This is a genomic window from Enterococcus sp. R12, assembly GCF_058135755.1.
This window is the reverse complement of record NZ_CM176874.1, coordinates 2330088-2351585: the sequence shown is the minus strand read 5'-3', so window position 1 is coordinate 2351585 and position 21498 is coordinate 2330088. Positions and strand designations below refer to the sequence as shown.

Genomic DNA, 21498 nt, shown 5'->3' with positions numbered 1-21498 from the left:
ATGAGTGCTTTAAGTAATGTGAAAACGATACTAAGTAAAGTAGTGACTAGTTTTGTTTCAGAAAATGGCAAAATAGCATCATACTATATAAAAGCGAGTAAAAAGAAAATACAAAAGAACACGATCCTTTATGAAGTTCGAGATGGGCAATCGATCGTAGATTCTCCCTATGCAATGTTTATGCATTTAGTAAAAGATCCCGAATATGCTCATTTTCATCATATCTGGGTTATCAACGACTTAAATTATCCCACAGTAAAACGTATTAAGGCAGAGTTCGACAATGTTGAATTTGTAGAAAGAAACTCAAAAAGATATTTGCTTTGGCTGGCAACAGCAGAGTATTTAATTAACAATGCTACTTTCCAGTCATTTTTCTTAAAGAGAGAAGGTCAAACATACATAAATACTTGGCACGGAACGCCTTTGAAATATATGGGATTTGACATTCCTGGTAATCCAGCCCATTCTCAAAATGTTGTACGAAATTTTTTAATGGCTGATTACATCTTGTCACCTAACTCACATACAACAGAGATTTTCTCAAAAAGCTATCGTTTAGATGGATTGTTTCCTGGAACGATTTTAGAAGGCGGATATCCAAGGATCGATAGGACGAATAAAACGGAACGGCTGAACACTCAAAAAGAGTTTGACTTATTAGGTCTGGATTACAATGACCAATTACCTACAATTTTATATACACCTACATGGAAGGGAGCTTCTATTCTAAACCCTTCAAATGATAAGCAGCAAATTATCAATGAAACAATATTTTTAAAACAATATTTCCAAGGACGATACAATGTTTTGGTCAAAGTACATCCGTACGTTTATAAATCACTAAGCAAAAATGATCAAATTAGAACAATATTAGTTCCTGATTATTTTGATCCAAATGAAGTCTTATCGGTGGTAGATTTACTAATTACGGATTATTCTAGTATATTTTTTGACTATTTAGTTACAGATAAGCCAGTTATTTTTTATGTATGGGATAGAGATTTATATGAAGTAAATCGAGGGATGTATATTAAAGAAAGAGATCTTCCAGGTCCTGTAGCTGAAACGATAGAAGATCTTATAGATTTAATAGAAAATAAAGAAACTTTTATTACTGAATCTTATGAACGTTATGTTGCTATGAAAAAAAGTATCAATTATTACCAAGATGGACAGGTAACACAACGTTATATTGAGAGGATATTTCACAATGTAGCTTCTACCAAAATTAAAGAGATATCTCTTAGAACACAATTGAAGAAAATAGTTATATATCCTGGAGGAATGAGAAATAATGGGATAACCACTAGTTTTATCAATTTGTCTAATACAATAGATCATCAGCAATATGATGTTTCGATTATTCTTAATAAACCAATTTCAGATGAAGAAGTAAAAAACTTGAAGAAAATCAATCATAATGTACGTATGCTTTTTAGACCTGGGAAACCTCTATATACAAGAGGTGAATTACTAAGAGATGTTTTTTTTCAAGTGTTTACAGTGAAAAAATTTTTAAGAACAATTTTACCAAGCAAAGCATATGAAAGAGAAGCTGCGAGAGCTGTAGGTAATGTATATTTTGATGTGGCTATTGATTTTAGTGGCTATAGTTTTTTTTGGTCAAAATTAATAGCATTCATGAAATGTAGAAAAAAAATAATATTTCAGCATAATGATTTATTGAGCGATTCAAAAAAAATCATTAATGGAAAAGCACCGCACAAAAAAAATCTACCAGCAGTTTTTTCGATTTATTACTTGTTTGATCGTATTTTAAGTGTTTCAAAAGAAACAATGGAAGTAAATAAAGTGAATTTGAGTAAGTATATTCAAGATGATCAAATTGGATATACAACTAATACAATTGATATTGAAAAGATATTAACAAATAAATCCCCTTCGTTTAATTTTTCTGATGGAGAGGATATAAAAATATATGATTATAGATTTAGTGGCAAAATTATTAAGTCAGGCAATTATAAGCTAGCTAAAAATTTGTCTGCTGTAGTTAAAAAGACTTTCTCTAGTATGAATATTACGGAGGATGATAATCTTTATGTAATAGCATCCGCTTTTTATGACAACCATGAATATGTAAAAGTAACAATAAATGGAATATATAGAGGTTGGATGCAAAAAAAGTATATCTTTGTTGTTAATGAAGTAGAGACGTCATCGAATGAATTGGTAGAAAGATGCTCGTTAATTGCCACTGTCAATTGTATTAATGATGATTTAATCTACCATTCATTAGATGATTTCGAAAAAGCTAGATCTCCACTCAGGTATTTAAATAATACTTATGTATATCTAAGCAAAACTAAAAAAATCAATGATTATGATTATTACTATATCGAAAATCGTTTAGGCGCTATTGGATGGGTTAAAACTGATTATTTATCAAACTTTCATCGTATTTTTCATTTTGGGCTGCTAAAAAAATATTTTTTAAATAAAATATCTGAACGCAAATCACTTGTTTTGGACAACTTTGAATCTATTTCTATCCTAGGAAAATTTAAAAAAGATATTTCTGTGGCTTGGTCTGAACCTGAACAAATTTTAGGAAGTGAGCCTGTTTTCGTAGATTTTAAAAAAAACGATAAATTATTATTCATTAAAAAAGGTGCTATGAATAACGTAGAATATTATTGTAGTAATGTGATGGATGGGAAATTATTGTGGTTCAAAGCTGATAATGTTGTTGAGATAACGACGGAAACTAAGCAGAAGCCTCCTATAGATTTTGAAATAAAGAAAGATTTAATACAAAATTTAAGGTTACCTGAAATAAAAAATGAATGTATTAATCTAGTTAATATGGGAAGACTTTCACCAGAGAAGAACCAACTGAATTTGATTAAAGCAATAGGTATGTTGATTAATAAGTACCCAAAATTGTGTTTGTATATTCTGGGGGAAGGTCCATTAAAATTGGAAATGCAACAATTGATCCAAGAGTTAGACCTAAAACACAATGTGTTTTTATTGGGGCATCAGGACAATCCGTTTGATATAATGAAGCAATGTGATTTCTTTGTTTTTCCTTCTATTTATGAAGGACAACCGATGGTACTACTTGAAGCACTAACGTTAAAATTGCCAGTCTTGGCATCTGAAATACCTGCCAATATCTCTGTTTTAAAAGGGCAATCTTCTCAGTATATCAAAGGTTTTACACCTATGGAAATAGCAGAAGCGATTCAAAAATGCTTAGAGACAAATAAAAAAGAAGTTTCTTTTGATCCCTATGCTTACAATGAAAGAGCAATAAGAAATCTATATTTAGAATTAGAATAATTTGAAATATAAAATAGGATAATTTATATATACATGGAGACGATTCTATATAAAAGAGCAATAACCATTGCTCTTTTTCAAAAAAACAATCATATATGTGAAAAAATCTACGCTTAATAAAGTGAGGAAATGAAATGGCTTCTGAAAAAAACACACTTATGTCTGAATTTAGTTCAGAAGAAAACAAGTTAGAAAGAATTTATTTAAATTTTGGTAACTATTCAGAATTGAATATGGGGGATATTTTATGTCTCAAAGATATTCATGAAGAATGTTTCCAATTTCCAATAATTACAGACGGTCAAAGTTCATTTATTTCTGTTAATCAAAATGATTTTGAAAATCTAGTGGGAAAACCATTATATATTGTTAGCAGCAACAATAATGAATCTAAATTCCCATCAATATTAACAAAATATATAAAGTTATCTGGCAAGTTTACACAGCCCGAACAAATAAATGAATCTTTCTGGTGGGTCCTCCAAAAAGATAAAACTGATTTCTTGATATATATTGATTCTAAGCAAAATGTGCTTAACTATGTAGCTCAAAAGATTATCTCAGCAAACATAATCTCTTTCAAAGAACTAGTTTATTCAGAAAAAGTTGAATTAACAGCTGAGTATAATTCAAATGAGTTTGAATTTTCTGGCGTTCATTTTCATCAAGGTGGAATGAATAATTGGGACAGCTTTATTCCTTGTTCAGCAGAAAATAATCGATTTTCTATAATAATAAATTTTAATGATATATTAAGGGAACCTGATAGATATGAAATGTATTTAAGATTTACGTATGAAAAGCATTTGTTTTTTGTGCCATTGAATTCATTATTTCAAAAATATCTAAAATATTCCCTAGAAGAAAATGAACGTATAGCAATAACTTTTGAAAAAAATAGACCATTTAGTGTAAGATGGTATTTTGAAAATTATAATTTATCGATAACTAATTTTCATCTTGACTCAAATAAATATAAATTTAAATTGGTAGAAAGAGTTAGTGTTGGTGAAACAACAAAACAAATTAGAATCAAAAAGAGGAAAACAAATCAGTTTTATTATGTAACTTTATTTAAGGAAAATGATTATTATTGCTTTTCTGCTGAAGAATTGTCAACTATTAAAGTTGATGAATTATTTCGAGGGGATCTCCAGCTTCCTGTGATTTATCCCTCTGGTAGAGTGGATTATTATTATTTGAAAGAACAAATTAAATTGATTGGAAAGTACATTAATATAGATGCCTGTAATCATTCTGATTTTTTGAGTCAGTCGTTTTACATCGCTCAAAATGGAAGGGTATCTTATGTTATAGGAACGCATCAGCGAGTTCTTAATGAGTCATACTCATGGATCAATCCGCTTTTGAACAGAATCTCGGTAAAAAAAAATCACTTTATTGTAGAAGTAGATACCAGAACTACAGAGTTTAAGGCATCATGTCTTCATATCCATTTTCGTAAAGGTGAGGATTGGAATGAAAAACAAATAGTTCCTAACTCTGAGAGGCTCTCAAAAGATGGAAATATTATTCAGCTTTTTTTTATTGATGTACAAAAATATGATTGGGAGCAATTTTATCAAGATTTATATTTAAAATATGAAGCAAATTCGGGAATTACTTTTTTCAGAAAAATTAAAAATGAATCCAGAGTTACAAAATGGAAATTAAGATATAGCTTAAACAGTAACCAATTTCTTTTTCCTTATGATTCAGAAATAGATGGACGTTATCTTATATATCCATACATCACCAGAAGCAATGAATTAAGCCTAAATTATCGGATTCAAGGTAAATTCGAGACAAGAAAGTATAAATGGAATGAAAAGTTAGCCGTTCTTCAATTTCTATTCACATGGTGGCGTCCAGATTTGAAAAACCTTTGGTTGACGCATGAAAAGTATGGAGAAACTGCTCAAGATAATTCTTATTATTTTTTTAAGTTTATGTATGATCATCATCCAGAAAAAAAACTGTTTTATGTGATTGACGATACATCTAGTGACTTTAAGCGATTGAGCGGTATGGAGGATCGAGTTCTTTCATTTATGAGTAGAAAACATTTATATTATTTGCTTTTCGCCAGTCTGATAGTTGCATCAGAATCTAAAGGTCATGGTTTTTCATGGAGAACATCTAAAGGACTTGTAAGGCAAGCATTGGATTTAAAACCTTTTGTTTTTTTACAGCATGGTGTATTGGGACTTAAGCAAATTGATGATACATTCTCTGCTTCGGGACTTAATAAAGCTGAAATGTTCACTACTAGTTCAGAGTTCGAAAAACATATAGTCATTGATTATTTGGGGTATAAGGAAGATGCAGTTGTGGTAACAGGACTACCAAGATGGGATAATTTGAATCAAGGAGAACGTAAAAAAAATAAGTCAATTCTTATTATGCCCACATGGAGAAACTGGCTGGAGGAAGTGGAAGATAAAGTTTTTCTACAATCTCAATATTTCATTACTTATAACAATCTGATAAATTCTCAAGAATTTGCAGCTTTTCTAAAAAAATATGATTTAACCGCTAATTTTTACCTACATCCTAAATTTAACCAATATAGCCATCTATTTAAGAATGTAAATCCAAATTTACACATTATTTACTTTGGGGAAGCTCCGGTAAATGAATTAATAAAGCAGTCCTCAATTTTAGTAACTGATTATTCAAGTGTCGCCTGGGAAGCCTTATATCAAAAAATTCCAACGATATTTTATCAATTTGATCAAGAAAAATATTTAGAAGAGCAAGGTGCATATATGGATCTTAATAAAGATTTATTTGGACCTGTAAGTATTACTGAAAAGGATCTTTTGAATGACCTTTCTCTATCAATTGAAAATGGACTGGATGAAAATACAATTAGTGATATACAAAAAAAATACTTTTCATTTGTTGATCAGAATAACGCTAAGCGAGTCTATAGAGAGATTTTGAAGAGAGAAAAGAATATCGAAGTCTCAACTGTAGATCTGATTATCCAAAGAATTAAATCAAGATTGTTATTCTGGAGGAGGAAATTATGAATATAGAGTTCAAAGAGAGTCAGGATACAATTGTAATAGACGCTTTTGGTAGTATCATTCTTAAAGAAAATGATGAAAATAATAAAAAAGCTCTTGTTTTAACTCATCTAGAAAGAAATATAACTAAAAAAATTCATGTAGATAAAAATAGTGTGAGTAAGGAAGAACTTTTAGAACAGGTAGCACTACTCGATAAAGGGGAATGGCTGTTACAATTCATTATAGAGTGCCAAAATAAAATAGAGGTGTACAATGTAAAAGCTGAGTTTTTCAGTGAAATTATTAGTAGTCCTTTTTATCGAATATTATATCGAAATAATGAGTGCATTTTGAACGTGCTCACAAAAAAATTAACATTTTCTTTCATAGAACTTAATACTCATATTATTACACTTTCTTCTGAAATATTGAAAAAAGTTGAAATAAAGAAAGTGATCAATAAAACTAATAGCAAGTTTGAAACGAAATTTGAAGTGATAAATGATAAACTGCTAATCGATTTGGAAACTATTACTTCGCATAAATATTATGGTGAAATTAATTTAGAACTTGAGTATTGCGATGGAGTCACACTAAATACATCTGCAATTACTTGCATAAACGTAGAGAATGAAGAAAAAAAATATAAATTAGAGACAAAAGATATATCGGAAGATTGGGTGAAAATTAGTTCGAAGGGAACTCTTTCGATTGTCAATTCAAAATTTGGCAAAGAGTTATTGCAATTAGAAAAGTTATCAAGCTTAAAAGAAGAATTTACATTGTTTATACAAAATGAAAACGGAAACTCTTTTTCTTTTGCATTATCTTCAAGAATGAGTGATGAAGAGCAGATTGCGAATGAAATTAATAATATTATTTCTGAGATGCCATATTCAAAAAAATGGCAAATGCTTGCCGTGGACTCAAAAGGACATGTGCATCAAATTATGTATGATAATTTTTTTGCAGAAAAAGTGAATGTATTTTATAAGGAACAATTTATATTGGTATCTGACGAAAGGAATTCAATGGTATGTATTAATCAAAGATTGGCAAAAGAATATCCTATTTTTGGTATTAAAGAATTGTTCAAAAATGGAAGCCATGATTTAATACTTACATTGCTAAATTCAAAGAATTTTTCAAATCTTAGATTTTATTTTATTCATAGAAGAACAAAGAATAAGACTAGTGAAATACTTTATTCTCAGAATGGATTCGAAATTTCGATTGACCTGTCACAGTTAAATCAATCAATCTATAAGTTAAGGGGGCTGTATGATTTATATTGTGAATATGATTTTCAAGGTAATAGCTTTACATTAAAAGTTACAGATTCAATAAAAGATTCCACTTTTTTAGTAGAAAAGAATATTTTCTCTGAAGATTTTTCAGTTTATCAAAAAGTCTATTTATCAAAGGAACGATGTATCACAATTTACGGTTCTTCACTTAATGCAAGAATTAAGTATCTTTATGAAAATGAGGAGCATATAGTACTGGCATACCAATTCTTACTTAATAGTTTGAATTTAGATGAGGTGAAAAATGAGTCGGTCAGTCTAACAAACATAACTACTGAAGAAAAGCACCTGTTAGAAAAAAGTTTTGTTAAAAAAGAGACGAATGAATTTCTTATTTTTTTAGATAAAAAAGAAATGCTTCATATTGTTAATGAGATCTCAAACCTTAAGTTCTATATTGATGTAGATCTTTCGTATAACGACACTATTTATTCTATAAGGATGAATGAGAACAAATTTGAAAAATTTTCTCCTCAGAAATATAAAAGATATCCTGAATTCAATATATCTGATGTGTACAAAATTCAGTTTTTATTTGCGAAGAATGAACTAATATTTACTATATCTTCTCAAACAAAAACAGAAGTACTTAGCATAAGAAAAAATACGATAGTTATAAAAGATATTTTCAGAACAGATGTAAGACTTGTTGGTATAAAAGGAAACGAAATTTTTGACATTGCAAAGGGTGTTAGAAGAAAGCATGGGCTAACTTTCGAAATCGATTCATTATTTTTAGAGTCACTAAAAATGAATAATAGTTACTTTAAGTTACTTATTATGGATGATGAGAATAATTTATTTAATATATTAAAAGGAAAGATGAACCAGAAGAAAATTTGCTATAAAGGCTACAAAGATGGTGCATATAAAATTTCATGGCATACTAAAAGCGAAGAACTGTATCTTGATTTTTTATATTTAGTTAATCCGATTACAAAATCTTATCTTTTTAAAAATAGGTTAGCTTATATAGGAGCATCTGTCTCTCGCCTATTTAATAAAAATCCAACTTGGTTAGTTGGTGAAAATTTTGGAATTTCACATCAAGATAATGGTTATTTGTTTTTTAGTAGCTCATTAAAATCATCAGTACCAGAGAAAACATATTTTGTAACTAGACAACTGTCAGAATTTAGTAATCAAGATAATTTGTTGGTTTATGATAGTTTTAAACATCTTTACAAGTATCATTTATCCTCAAAATTGATCGTGTCCCATGGAGTAAGAGATGCTATTCCTTCTTTATATCATTATGATAGAAATAATGATAAATCCATTTATCACCTGCAGCACGGGATAATAGCAATGAAAAAAGTTTATTTTAATCCAAATTCTTATAGAGGTAAAATGAGAAAAATGGTTGTGAGTTCACAAAAGGAAGCTGATATTTTAATCAAAAATATGGATTTTAGACCAGTAAATATCATGGTGACTGGACTTACGAGGTATGATTATTTAGTCAACTCAAGCTATTTAGACAAGAATAAGGAGATTTTTGTAATGCCAACATGGAGAGATTGGCTTGTAAAAGATGAAGATAATTTTAAACATAGTGACTTTTTTAAATATTACTATAAACTTTTGAATGATAAAGACTTATCCGATTTTCTTATTAGTCATAACATAGTACTTAAATTTCTACCTCACATAGAAATGCTTCGAAGATATGGTGATTATTTTAAAAGTGAACTTCCGAATATAGAGATAGTTGATAGTCATACAGAATCAATACAAGATTTAATTAAATCTTCAAGCTTATTAGTCACAGATTATTCTAGTGTTGCATTTGATTTTGCTTATCTAAATAAACCGATTATATTTTTCCAATTTGATGTGGAAGAATATATGAATCAGCGTGGGGCGTTTATTAATTTTAATAAAGATTTATTTGGAGACAGATGTAAAGACTACGAAGAATTAAAAGCTTCATTGATTAAAACGGTGGAAAATAATTATTCAAACAATCCTTTTTACAGAGAAAGAGCAAATCAATTTTTTGATTTTCATGATGATGAGAATTTTTTGAGAACTTATCAAGGAATAAAGAGGGATAATGTATGAAGGTCACATTTATAGTTTATAATATATATGGAATTGGCGGAACTGTACGTACCGTTGTTAACACAGCAAATTATCTGGTTAATAATGGATATGATGTATCAATAATGAGCATTAAGAAAACTTTTGATACGCCTAAGTTTGAAATTGATAAGCAAGTCAAATTAGTGCCGCTATTGAATACTAGAAAGCAATTTTCAGATAAGTCTTTTAAATCTAAGATGGCTGCATCCATTAATAAGCTTCCAAGTTTATTCATAGATAGAAATGAACTCCTTTATAAAAATCTATCTTTGTACACGGATATTTTATTAATTAAAGCATTAAAAAATTTAAAATCAGATGTTGTTATTTCTACATTTCCATCACTAAATTTTTTTAACGCTAAGTATGTTAACAAGAATGTCGTAAAAATTGGACAAGAGCATGCACAGCTTTCTGCACATCACAATACGATTAAAAGAAAAATAAAGAGATATTATAATGAGTTGGATTGTTTAACTGTTTTGACACCGAAAGAACAAGAAGATTATGAAGCATTTCTAGACCAATCGATCGACATTAAGGTAATTCCAAACGGAATTAATAATACAGAATTCAAAACAGATTACAGCAATAAAGTAATCGTATCAGCTGGAAGATTTGTTTTTGAAAAAGGTTATGAGAGATTAATATCCTTATATGAGCCTATTGCAAAAAAATATCCTGATTGGGAACTGAGAATATATGGTTCTGGAAATGATTTTAATTTGATGCTAGATACTATTTTTGAAAAGGGAATTTATAATAATGTTTTTCTCTATCCTAATACACCATTAATTATGGAAGAGCTCTCGAAATCTTCAATATTTGTATTACCATCTAGATTTGAATCTTTCGGAATGGTTGTCATCGAGGCTATGTCAGTCGGATTGCCTGTCATATCTTATGATACGTATGGACCGACCAATATTATAGAAGACTCAGTTGATGGATTTGTTGTTCCTATGGATGATGAAAAAGAATTTCAAGAAAAACTTGAACAACTTATAGAAAACCATGATCTTTTGGAACAGATGGGAGAAAATGCGAAAGTAAAGTCAAAATCATATTTATTTGAAAATATAGGGAGCTTATGGGACAATCTTTTAAAATCTTTCAGATAAATGATGTCTTATAGAACAAAGAAGGAGATCAAATGAAAATAAAAAGTTGTTTACCTATAATTTGTTTTCTTTTAGTACTTGTATCTATTAATGAGCGTGTTATTTCAGATGAAATAATCACCTCTACTGAGTCCACTGAATCAATAGATGGTTTTAGAGGAAAGAATTCGGGAGATGAAGAAACTCTTATATCGACATTTCCAAGTACAAATGAGAATTTAGTAAGTGAAAATGAGACCACTAATTCCTCTACAGCCTATTCTAATATTGAAAAAGTAGAGGAGAGCATTACTGCTGAAACAGAAGAAGGTATTTCTGTTTCAAACGAATATGCAATACCTTCTGGACGTTCTGACTTGTATGAAACAACGAATGAAAATTCAGTAAGAAGATCGACAAGAGCAGCTGTTTTAAATCCTCCAATCGTTAAAGCGGAGGACTTGAATACTCCGAGGAAAGATTTTATTGATGTGTCGTCGCACAATGGTGAAATATCTATAGATAATTATCTAATGATGAAGCAATACGGTGTTAAAGGTGTAGTGGTTAAACTAACAGAATATACTACTTATAAAAATCCTTATGCAAAAAAGCAAATTGAAAATGCGCAACAAGCGGGCTTGAAAGTTTCAGTGTATCATTATAGTTGGTTCACCAATGAATCTGAGGCTATCGCAGAAGCAAATTATTTTGCAGCTTTCGCACAGGAATTAGGACTTTCTAAGAATATTCTAATGGTAAATGATATTGAGGAACCAAAAATTGTAGATAAAGGGAATCATACGCAAAATTCACTTTCATTTAAAAAACGTTTAAATGAACTTGGATATGGAAATGTTATTCATTATAGCGGCTTGTACTGGATTACAGAAGGGTTAATAGATGCTTCAATTCTAGGAGCAAAAAATATTTGGGTTGCTGCTTATCCATACTCTTTATCCAATGTTCAGATGTATTCTCAATATGGAGCATGGCAATGGTCCTCGTTAGTAACATTTCCTAACCTTAGTACATCATTTGATATGTCTTCTGATTATTTAGGAATATTTACCAATAATGAAAATAATACAGTTGATTTATCTAAATACTATACAAGCAACCCTAATTATATCATTATGAAAAAAAATGATTACATTTATAGCAAACTATCATTTGGGACTGCTAATCGTTTAAGAAAAGTGAGTAAAAACCAAGTTATTAAGATAAAAGGAATTGCATATGATAACAAAACACCTAGATTAATTACTGATGATGGGTATTTAACGGCGAATAAATCTTATGTACAGAAAATTTTAAGCAGCTACAAGAACTATATGTATGTCTTACCATCTTCTGGCTATGTCTATACAAAAAAAGATGATTATTCGTATTCAAATGTAACTTTTACTTCTCGAAAAACAAAATATCCAAAGGGCTCTGTTATTAAAGTAAAAGGGATTGCATATGCACCAGATGGGTGTCCGAGATTAATCTTATCTGATGGTTCATATTTTACAGCGAATTTATCTAGAGTATCAACAGTGACTTCTTCGTACAATTCTTATTTATTGTCTAAACCCCAATTTGTTATTTTTAATAAAGATGACTATTTTAATAAAGATGTAAATTTTAAAAACAGGGGCGCTAAAATTAAGAAAAATCAAGTTTTGAAGGTCAATGACGTTGTTTTCACTTCATCAGGAGTACCAAGGCTAAAAGTTAATAACGGATATGTGACCGCTAATAAGAAATATGTTTCTAAACTTATAGCTAGTTACTCAAACTATTACTACAAAGATATCTCAAATGTCATTTTACAGAAAAATGATTATTTTTACTCTTCTGTAAATTTTAGTAATGGAGCCAGAAAGAAAAAAGCAACAAAAGGTATGGTTGTAAAAGTTCAAGGAATCGAGTTTGATGCTAATGGTACACCACGGCTTAGAACAAACCAAGGGTATCTATCAGCGAAAAAAACAATTGTAAAAGCTAAGTAGCTCTTGAAGGGACTATTAATCTTTTTCTATTCCACTCCTCCTAACTTTCGTGTATAATGGTACAAGCCAGTATTACGAAAGTTAGGAGGAGTTGTTTTGAGTAAACAACATCCAGAGGATAAGTCCTTTAAAGACGAAGTATTAGGAGCTTTAAAGCAACCTCAATCAGATCAAACCCAAGAAAGCGATGGTTTGAACGAGCGTCCTATTCAACAACCTCAAGAAGAGGTGGGTTCGCGAACTGCAAGTGGAAAGACCAAAAATAAACAAGCAAAGCAAGCTGCTACAAGTCGTAGGGCAGCAGAAGAAGAAGTGCCCATAGCTGAAGGTGGGGAAACGCAATTGCGCAAGCAGCAACGCAAAAAAGAAGATCGGATTGTCAATCGGATCGTTTTGATCGTAGTCCTTGCTCTGCTCGTCATCGGTGGTGTTTTAGGATTTTCAATGTATCGTTATGTGACATCAGGATTGCAGCCGTTGAATCCAGAAGATACAGAAACGGTGGCGGTTGAGATTCCTAGTGGATCGTCCAACAAAGCAATTGGAGAAATTTTGGAAGAAGACAATATCATTAAAAGTGGTATGATTTTTAACTATTATACGAAATTCAATAATTTAACTGGATTTCAAGCAGGAAATTATCATTTTTCTCCTAGTATGACATTGGATCAAATCTCAAAGATGCTGCAAAATGGCGAAGGCTCGGTCACCTCTGATGCAAAAGTGACGATTCCAGAAGGATTTGATGTTGATCAAATCGGTGATGCTCTAGCGGAAGCAACGAATATCTCGAAAGACGATTTCTTAGCTTTGATGGAAAGCGATGAGTTCTTTGAAAAAATGAAAGAAACCTATCCTGAGCTTTTAGCAAGTGCCGGCGATGCGCAAGGTGTGCGTTACCGACTAGAAGGATACTTGTTCCCAGCAACTTACGACTACTATACAGGGAATACCCTAGAAGAAGTCGTTACCCAAATGGTGGATAAATCAAATTCAGTCTTGTCAAAATATTTCGATCAAATCGCTCAAAAAGAAATGACGGTTCAAGAAGTCCTTACTTTGGCATCACTTGTTGAAAAAGAGGGCAGTAAGCTAGAAGATCGTAAAAATATCGCACAGGTATTCTTCAATCGTTTAGCGATTGATATGCCGCTGCAATCGGATATTTCGATTCTATACGCGTTAGGTGAGCACAAAGAGCTAGTTACTTATGAGGACACTCAAGTTGACTCTCCTTATAATCTCTATGTGCATACTGGCTACGGACCTGGACCATTCAACAATCCAAGTGAAGCAGCGATCCAAGCGGTCTTAGATCCAACACCGAACAACTACTATTATTTCGTTGCTGACATTCAAACCCAAGAAGTTTACTTTGCGGAAACCTATGAACAGCATATGCAATTAGTGGAACAATATGTAAACAATACCTCAAATTAAATTTTCATAGGTTTATAGTTTACATTTAAAAAAAAGCATGGTAATCTTTTGTGGACTCATCGCAAAAGATTACCTTTTGCGATTTATTAGAAGTTACTAAAAGGAGAAAAGAACTATGGTAGAAAAAGTTTACCCAATGACACTTGAAGGAAAAGAAAAGCTAGAACAAGAATTAGAAGAATTGAAAACGGTAAAACGCGGCGAAATCATTGAACGTATCAAGGTAGCCCGCAGTTTTGGCGATTTATCCGAAAACTCAGAGTATGAGTCTGCTAAAGATGAACAAGCGTTTGTCGAAGGCCGAATCACTACTTTAGAAAATATGATTCGTTTTGCAGAGATCATTGATAATGAGGGTGTTGACTCTGATGAAGTTTCCATCGGAAAAACAGTGATTTTTGTTGAGTTGCCTGATGGTGACGAAGAAGAGTACATGATCGTCGGTAGTGCTGAAGCAGATCCGTTTTCTGGTAAAATTTCCAATGATTCACCAATCGCTCGTGCCTTGATTGGGAAAAAAGTCAACGATGAAGTGACGATCTCAACGCCAGGCGGAGATATGCAAGTAAGAATCACAGAAGTAAAGAAAAGCTAATTGCTTGATCACTCGATCAATCTAGTTGACCCTGTTGTTCATTCTCCTTTAGGGAATTTGATCAAACAGGGTCTTTTTTCGGACCAGCGACGGATGGACAAACCATTTTTTTCAGGTATGATAGAGTAGAATTACTAGGAGGAGGAGCTTGAATGAAAAGTCCTTGGCGTTTTTTCTTTATTGTTGAAGCGCTCTTACTGCTTTTTGCGGTATGGCAAATTTTATCTAATCCGCCATTATTATTTTTATTAATACTTGGTGTGACGTGCTTGGTTCTTGTGAACCGAAGTGAGCGCAAGAGCAATTTTAAAAATTTCTTGATGGTCTCAAGTTCCATTGCTATTTTGATCAGTTTGTTAAATAGTCCAGCACTGTGGCTGATGCTGATTTTTGCGATTTTATTTATTGGATTAAAAGGAGTCGAGATTACCGGAATCGACTTAACTAAAAATTCATTCTGGCGCAAAAAACAAATGATTATCGTTGAAACTGAAGAACCCAAAGCTGATCATCCACTGAAACAAAAGCAGCAATGGTTAGGCAATGAACGGATCGGCAGTCAAGTCTATGAATGGGACGATATCAATCTAGATATCTTGACGGGAGACACTTTTATCGATCTAGGCAACACTTTATTGCCTAAAAAAGAAAACGTCGTGATCGTACGAAAAGGCTTTGGCAGAACTCGTATTTTAGTGCCTGCTGGCGTAGCAATCAAATTAGAGCACAGTACTTTTATTGGCTCCGTTATCTTTGAAGGCGAAGAAACGAGCTTGAAAAATGAAAAAGTGACGATCTACAGCCCGGATTATGGCGAAAATAGTCGGCGTTTGAAAATCTTGACGAATACCCTTGTTGGTGATGTTGAGGTGATTCGGGTATGATCGGGAAATTTTCAAGAGGCATGATCGCTTTTTATGCAGGATTAGCAAGTTTTTTCACCATGATTTTGATGCTGTTTTCCTATTTGTATGCCAGTGGGAAAAATAATTGGCTGATAGAAGTCTTTCAAATCAAGCTCTTCTTTATCCCAATCGTCTTTCACTTACTTGTAATATCTGCATTGATTGCGTTAGCTGTCTTTTTACTGATTTCTTTTTTTCGCAACCGTCAATACGGTCCGGTGGAAGAAAAGTTAAGACTGTTAGCCAGCGGCTATATCGATAGCCCTTTATTAGAAACAAAAATCCCCCATGCGTCTGAAAACCATTTGATTGCGAATGTGGATCGTGATATTGCCAGTATCCAATCGAAGATGAAACAGATGTCGATGGAATTACAGCAATTGAATGCGAAACCGCAGTTTGTTGATGGTCAGACGAAAGAAGAGATTTTAGAAGCAGAAAGGCAGCGTCTGGCTCGTGAATTGCACGACTCTGTTTCTCAACAGCTGTTTGCCGCCATGATGATGATGTCTGCACTAAATGAGCAAGCGATTCGAACAGATGCGCCAGAAAGCCAAAAGAAACAGTTAGCTATGGTCACAGACATTATCAATGCTTCGCAATCTGAAATGCGGGCGCTCTTGCTTCATCTACGACCTGTTACTTTGGAAGGGAAGAGTCTAAAGCAAGGAATCGAGCAATTGTTAAAAGAATTAGAGACCAAAATCAAAATTCTCTTGACTTGGGATATTGAAGACTTTACGATGCCTAGTTCGATTGAAGATCAACTCTTTCGTGTGATCCAAGAACTCTTATCTAATACACTGCGTCACGCCAAGGCCAATGAGTTGGAAGTTTACTTGCATCGCATTGATAATAACGTGTTGTTGCGGGTGATCGATGACGGGGTTGGCTTTGATCCACAAGATCAAAAGGCCGGCAGCTATGGTTTGATGAATATCCGAGAACGGGTAAGTGCCGTTGGCGGAACGTTGAAAATTATTAGTTTTAAAAATCAAGGAACCAGTATTGAAATTAAAGTTCCACTGTTGAAGGAGGCATAAGGTATGATTAAAGTGTTGTTAGTTGATGACCATGAAATGGTTCGTCTTGGGGTTTCTTCTTATCTATCGATTCAAGACGATATAGAAGTAATTGGGGAAGCGGAAAATGGTCGAGTCGGGTATGAAAAGGCATTGGAATTACGTCCAGATGTGATTTTGATGGATTTGGTGATGGATGAAATGGATGGGATCGAATCTACGAAATTGATTTTAAATGATTGGCCCGAAGCAAAAATCATTATTGTCACTAGTTTTATTGATGACGAAAAAGTCTATCCTGCTATTGAAGCGGGTGCGGCAGGTTACCTGTTAAAGACGTCTACTGCTCATGAGATTGCGGAAGCCATTCGTGCAACCCAGCGAGGAGAGCGGGTCTTAGAACCCGAAGTCACCACGAAAATGATGGATCGTTTGACGAATCGGACACCGATCCTACATGAAGATTTGACCAATCGGGAACAAGAAGTGTTACTGTTAATCGCCGAAGGAAAGAGCAATCAAGAGATTGCGGATGCACTCTTCATTACGCTGAAAACAGTGAAGACACATGTGTCAAATATCTTATCAAAATTAGAAGTAGAAGATCGTACACAAGCTACGATATATGCTTTTAAACATGGTTTAATAAAATAAAGTCTTAATAATCATACCTCCTCATGGCAAGCAGAGGAGGTTTTTGTTATACTAAATTATGATCTGGTAAAAAAGGAGCGTTTGTGGTGAAGCAAAATTATGCAATAATCGGTCTGGGCCGTTTTGGTGGCAGTATTTGTCGCACGTTGATTGAATCTGGACAAGAAGTACTGGCGATCGATAGCAACGAAGATCGTGTCAATGAGTATATGAATATCGCCACCCATGCGGTGGTCGGCAACGCACAAGATGAGATGACGTTACGCTCATTGGGTATCCGTAACTTTGACCATGTCATTGTTGCGATTGGTGAGGATATTCAAGCTAGTATTTTGGTGACTTTGATGGTCAAAGAAATGGGTGTACCTAATATCTTAGCGAAAGCCCAAAACGAATACCATGCCCGTGTACTGGAAAAACTCGGCGCAGACCGTGTCGTTCATCCCGAACGTGACATGGGGATTCGCATCGCCCATAATCTTGTTTCCAAAAATATCTTAGATTATATTGAACTATCTGACGAATTTTCTCTAGCAGAGATTCGCGTGTCCAATCCACGCTTTTTCAATAAATCCCTGATTGAGCTGAATTTTCGACAAAAGTATGGTCTGACAGTCGTTGCGATTCGTCGGGGACCAGGACAAGTGATCGTTTCGCCTGATGCAGAGGCGATCGTGCGTGAAAATGACAATTTACTCGTGATCGGCAATACAGATGATGTAGATATACTTGATGAACATATGAATGATTAGGAGTGAAGAAAATGAACTTAACAATAAGTCCTGAAGCAATGCAATGGTTTAAAAAAGAATTGGTGGTAGACCAAGGAAGCGGGATTCGTTTTTTCGGAAAAATTTATGGCAAAACACAAGTGCATGACGGATTTTCCGTGGGAATGTCAGTCGATAAACCAGAACGTCCGATCGTCGAACAAACAATTGATGGCTTGCTTTTTTTTATTGATGAAGCAGACGAATGGTTTTTCAAAGGCTATGATCTAACTGTGGACTATGATGAAACGTTAGATGAACCGAAATATGATTTTAGCGAAGATAAAAAATAATGTGGATTCGGTCCCAGCTGACCGATTTCCCACGACTGGCTCTAGGAGATGAAACCGATGTTATCAATTGTTGTACCTTGTTTTAATGAAGAGGCAAGCTTGCCGATTTTCTTTGAAGAAACAGAAAAAGTGAAGAAACACTTAAATATGCCTTTTGAATATATTTTTGTTAATGACGGGTCTTCAGATCAAACTCTGTCTGTTTTAAGAGACTTGTATCACGCCCACCCTGAAAGTGTTCGCTATCTATCTTTTTCGAGAAACTTTGGCAAAGAAGCTGCTCTTTATGCGGGGCTACAAGCTGCTAGAGGCGATTTTGTCACTGTAATGGATGCGGATTTACAAGATCCGCCGTCATTACTACCTGAAATGTTTGCTTTGCTAAGAAGTAAACCAGAGCTTGACTGTGTGGGGACGAGACGTGCCGATAGAAAAGGTGAGCCAAAGATTCGCAGTTTTTTTTCGAACTCGTTCTATAACATCATCAACAAAATTGCCGATACTGAAATGGTAAACGGTGCGCGAGATTTTCGCTTGATGCGCCGCAATATGGTTGATGCAGTTTTACAGCTGTCAGAGTACAATCGCTTTTCAAAAGGGATCTTCAGCTGGGTTGGGTTTGATACAGAATACATCGCCTATGAGAATCGAGAAAGAGTAGCGGGTGAGACGTCCTGGTCATTCTGGAAGCTATTCCAATATTCGATCGATGGCATCGTCAATTTTTCAGATACACCTTTGAATATCGCCTCGTTTATTGGTGCGCTTTCCTGTTTTGGTTCTCTGATTGCTTTGATCTTTATTGTGATAAGAACCTTTATTTTTGGAGATCCGACATCAGGGTGGCCTTCAATGGTCAGTATCTTCTTATTTGTTGGTGGATTGCAATTGCTTTGTTTAGGGATCATCGGCAAGTATATCGGAAAAATTTTCTTAGAGACTAAAAATAGACCCTTGTACTTCTTGAAAGAAACCGAAAAAGACCAAGAAAAACAATGATAAAATAAAAGTGTACAATTTGAAGGGGTTGCCTTCAACTGTACACTTTTTTTGCGGAAAGAATTTGTTAGTATCCCTTATCCAGGTTTATCTCATTTTTAACAAGTTCTTGTTTTGTTAAAAATTGTTGGAAATTCGCTAAGAAAATATCCATAAATGCCTTTTGAAAATGGGGCGTGTGTCCTGAGATATGAGGAGTAATCAACAGGTTTTCGGTATGCCATAGCGGATCATTTTCTGGTAGAGGTTCCTCTTCAAAAACATCTAGTGCGGCAAATGCCAGCTGCTTTTTCTCTAATGCCTTTGTTAATGCGGCAGTATCCACGCTAGGACCGCGACCGACATTATAAAATGAAGCGGAAGGCTTCATTTGTGCAAAAAAGGCTTCATCATACAAATGTGTGGTTTCTTCTGTCAGTGGAAGAATATTGATGATGCAATCGGCGGTTTTTGCGCAAGCGTGTAAGTCAGATAACGCAAACGTTTTTTCAAAATTCGTCACCTCATGGCCGCTTGTATTAATGCCGATCGGATGTACACCAAAAAAGGTTAATGCTTGGGCTAATCTTTGGCCGATTTGTCCCGTACCAACGATCAAAATCTCTTGATCCGATAGCTTTGCATAAGGAATCGTATCCGGTGCCCATTGCTGTTTTCTTTGTTGTTGGATTGCTTGGAAAATCCCGCGGTTTTCCATAAAGAGCAAAGCCAATAAATGGTCTGTAATCGATTCTGCATGGATGCCACTGCCATTTGATAAGAGAATGTCGTATTTTGCAAACTCTTTTAATGGCAAGGTGTCCACACCAGCCGAAATCGCTTGGACCCATTTCAAATTTGTTTTTTCGGTTAACAGGTGTTCGTTCCATGCTGGCTTCCAACCGATAGTGATTTCCACTTGTGACCAATCAATTGCTTGGTCCTTTGAGTACACGAGAAATTGATAGTCTTTTTCCATTTGTTCCACATAAGTGTCGCGAAAGTTGCGAGTGGCTAAGATTATTTTTTTCATTGCCAAGCCTCCTTGTATCTTAAGTGTAGCAAAGAATGAGAAAAAAGCCATGTTCAATGAATTGAACATGGCATAGATCATTTTTTTAATTGTATTTTTGGGGAATCTTTGACACCTTGTGTAAATAAGAATAGGGAACCAAACAAAATAAAGGTTGTAGCATCAAAGGAAGGCAGCGCTAGTTGTACAATAACACTAATGAGTGTAGGCAATGCAGCACAGACAATGAGAATCTTTAAATTTTCGAAAAAGGTATAAGAGAATAGCTTCAATTTCGTATAGATCGTTGCAATAAAGGTTCCCATGATTAAGGTGATCAGTAAGCTGACAAACGTGGGATATAAGGCGACAAAAAAGACAATGATTTTTATCAGCCATGGGATCGCTTGGTTGGATAAGGTTTCTCGAATCGCCTGACCGTTAAGATTGCGCAGTGCTGGTTCACTATAATCAAACTCTAATTGGTTTGAATCGAACATAGACGTTGAGAAACCAGAAGAAGGGATACGAATGACCAGCTGATCTTTTAACAAACCTACTGCGATCACCGAGCCGGTGACATCAGATGCAATATCTGCTGGTGTACGATTGCCATCAGGATCAAAAGTAAAGATGATCGAATCGGTTTGATAGATGAACCCTTGCGTATTGGGAGCGACAGAAAGCTGTCCATTTTCGATCGTGAAATCAGGAATCGTTTCTCCGATTTTTTGTCCATCTGCTTGCACATCACGAAAGACGCCTAAGACATTGATGGTAATTGGCAAAGCCATCATCACGGCTGCACCTAATAGAAAAACGATCACTTTGGAAAACTCTGCTTTTTTGACGAATTTTAGTTCGGGTATTCGAAAAAAAGCAATTTTAAATAGTTGGACGATAGTCATTTGCTGATAAACTCCTTTGTGGTATAACTAGAGTAATTGTAACGAAGGGTTCTTAGGATTACAAGGAATTCACAAAAAAAGAGCCAAATATCTATTGAATAAGTAAATAAAG

The 21498-nt window shown here is 33.9% G+C and carries 15 protein-coding genes; 13 read left to right on the top strand and 2 right to left on the bottom strand.

Annotated elements, in window-relative coordinates; all coding sequences use genetic code 11:
* The 13 genes from ACTW1R_RS10795 (at nt 1) to ACTW1R_RS10735 (ending at nt 19487) form a co-directional block, all read left to right on the top strand.
* Entirely contained in the window at nt 1-3306 is a 3306-nt protein-coding gene (locus ACTW1R_RS10795; RefSeq protein WP_271813254.1) for a CDP-glycerol glycerophosphotransferase family protein, read from the top strand.
* Nucleotides 3307-3440: 134 nt separating this feature from the next.
* Entirely contained in the window at nt 3441-6341 is a 2901-nt protein-coding gene (locus tag ACTW1R_RS10790; RefSeq protein WP_489927275.1) for a CDP-glycerol glycerophosphotransferase family protein, read from the top strand.
* On the top strand, nt 6338-9691 hold the full coding sequence (locus ACTW1R_RS10785) for a CDP-glycerol glycerophosphotransferase family protein (protein ID WP_375826624.1): 3354 nt from the start codon (nt 6338-6340) through the stop codon (nt 9689-9691). Before ACTW1R_RS10790 ends, ACTW1R_RS10785 begins: the two co-directional genes overlap by 4 nt.
* The gene (locus ACTW1R_RS10780) at nt 9688-10833 is read left to right on the top strand and encodes a glycosyltransferase family 4 protein (RefSeq protein ID WP_115232545.1); all 1146 of its coding nucleotides are present in this window, start codon (nt 9688-9690) and stop codon (nt 10831-10833) included. The genes ACTW1R_RS10785 and ACTW1R_RS10780 overlap by 4 nt, the downstream gene beginning before the upstream one ends.
* A gap of 32 nt (nt 10834-10865) precedes the next feature.
* On the top strand, nt 10866-12809 hold the full coding sequence (locus ACTW1R_RS10775) for a DUF5776 domain-containing protein (RefSeq protein ID WP_271814487.1): 1944 nt from the start codon (nt 10866-10868) through the stop codon (nt 12807-12809).
* A 96-nt stretch (nt 12810-12905) separates the two neighbouring features.
* Complete coding sequence (mltG, locus tag ACTW1R_RS10770; protein ID WP_123834818.1) at nt 12906-14249, top strand: endolytic transglycosylase MltG; 1344 nt, start codon at nt 12906-12908, stop codon at nt 14247-14249.
* Between the two features lie 115 nt (nt 14250-14364).
* Entirely contained in the window at nt 14365-14844 is a 480-nt protein-coding gene (greA, locus tag ACTW1R_RS10765) for a transcription elongation factor GreA (RefSeq protein WP_005229556.1), read from the top strand.
* A gap of 152 nt (nt 14845-14996) precedes the next feature.
* Entirely contained in the window at nt 14997-15728 is a 732-nt protein-coding gene (liaF, locus tag ACTW1R_RS10760; protein WP_005229558.1) for a cell wall-active antibiotics response protein LiaF, read from the top strand.
* On the top strand, nt 15725-16792 hold the full coding sequence (locus ACTW1R_RS10755) for a sensor histidine kinase (protein WP_005229561.1): 1068 nt from the start codon (nt 15725-15727) through the stop codon (nt 16790-16792). Before liaF ends, ACTW1R_RS10755 begins: the two co-directional genes overlap by 4 nt.
* Before the next feature lie 3 nt (nt 16793-16795).
* Entirely contained in the window at nt 16796-17425 is a 630-nt protein-coding gene (locus ACTW1R_RS10750; protein WP_005229563.1) for a response regulator transcription factor, read from the top strand.
* Nucleotides 17426-17511: 86 nt separating this feature from the next.
* The gene (locus tag ACTW1R_RS10745; protein ID WP_005229566.1) at nt 17512-18177 is read left to right on the top strand and encodes a potassium channel family protein; all 666 of its coding nucleotides are present in this window, start codon (nt 17512-17514) and stop codon (nt 18175-18177) included.
* 11 nt (nt 18178-18188) lie between these two features.
* Entirely contained in the window at nt 18189-18488 is a 300-nt protein-coding gene (locus tag ACTW1R_RS10740) for a HesB/YadR/YfhF family protein (RefSeq protein WP_005229567.1), read from the top strand.
* A 57-nt stretch (nt 18489-18545) separates the two neighbouring features.
* Nucleotides 18546-19487, top strand: a complete 942-nt coding sequence (locus tag ACTW1R_RS10735; RefSeq protein WP_201290590.1) for a glycosyltransferase family 2 protein — start codon at nt 18546-18548, stop codon at nt 19485-19487.
* A 67-nt stretch (nt 19488-19554) separates the two neighbouring features.
* On the opposite strand, the gene ACTW1R_RS10730 is transcribed toward ACTW1R_RS10735, so the two are convergent.
* Nucleotides 19555-20550, bottom strand: a complete 996-nt coding sequence (locus ACTW1R_RS10730) for a phosphoglycerate dehydrogenase (RefSeq protein WP_271814492.1) — start codon at nt 20548-20550, stop codon at nt 19555-19557.
* Between the two features lie 26 nt (nt 20551-20576).
* Nucleotides 20577-21386 (bottom strand): DUF1189 family protein, encoded by an 810-nt coding sequence (locus tag ACTW1R_RS10725; RefSeq protein WP_016610771.1) that lies wholly within the window; start codon nt 21384-21386, stop codon nt 20577-20579.
* Nucleotides 21387-21498 lie beyond the last annotated feature (112 nt).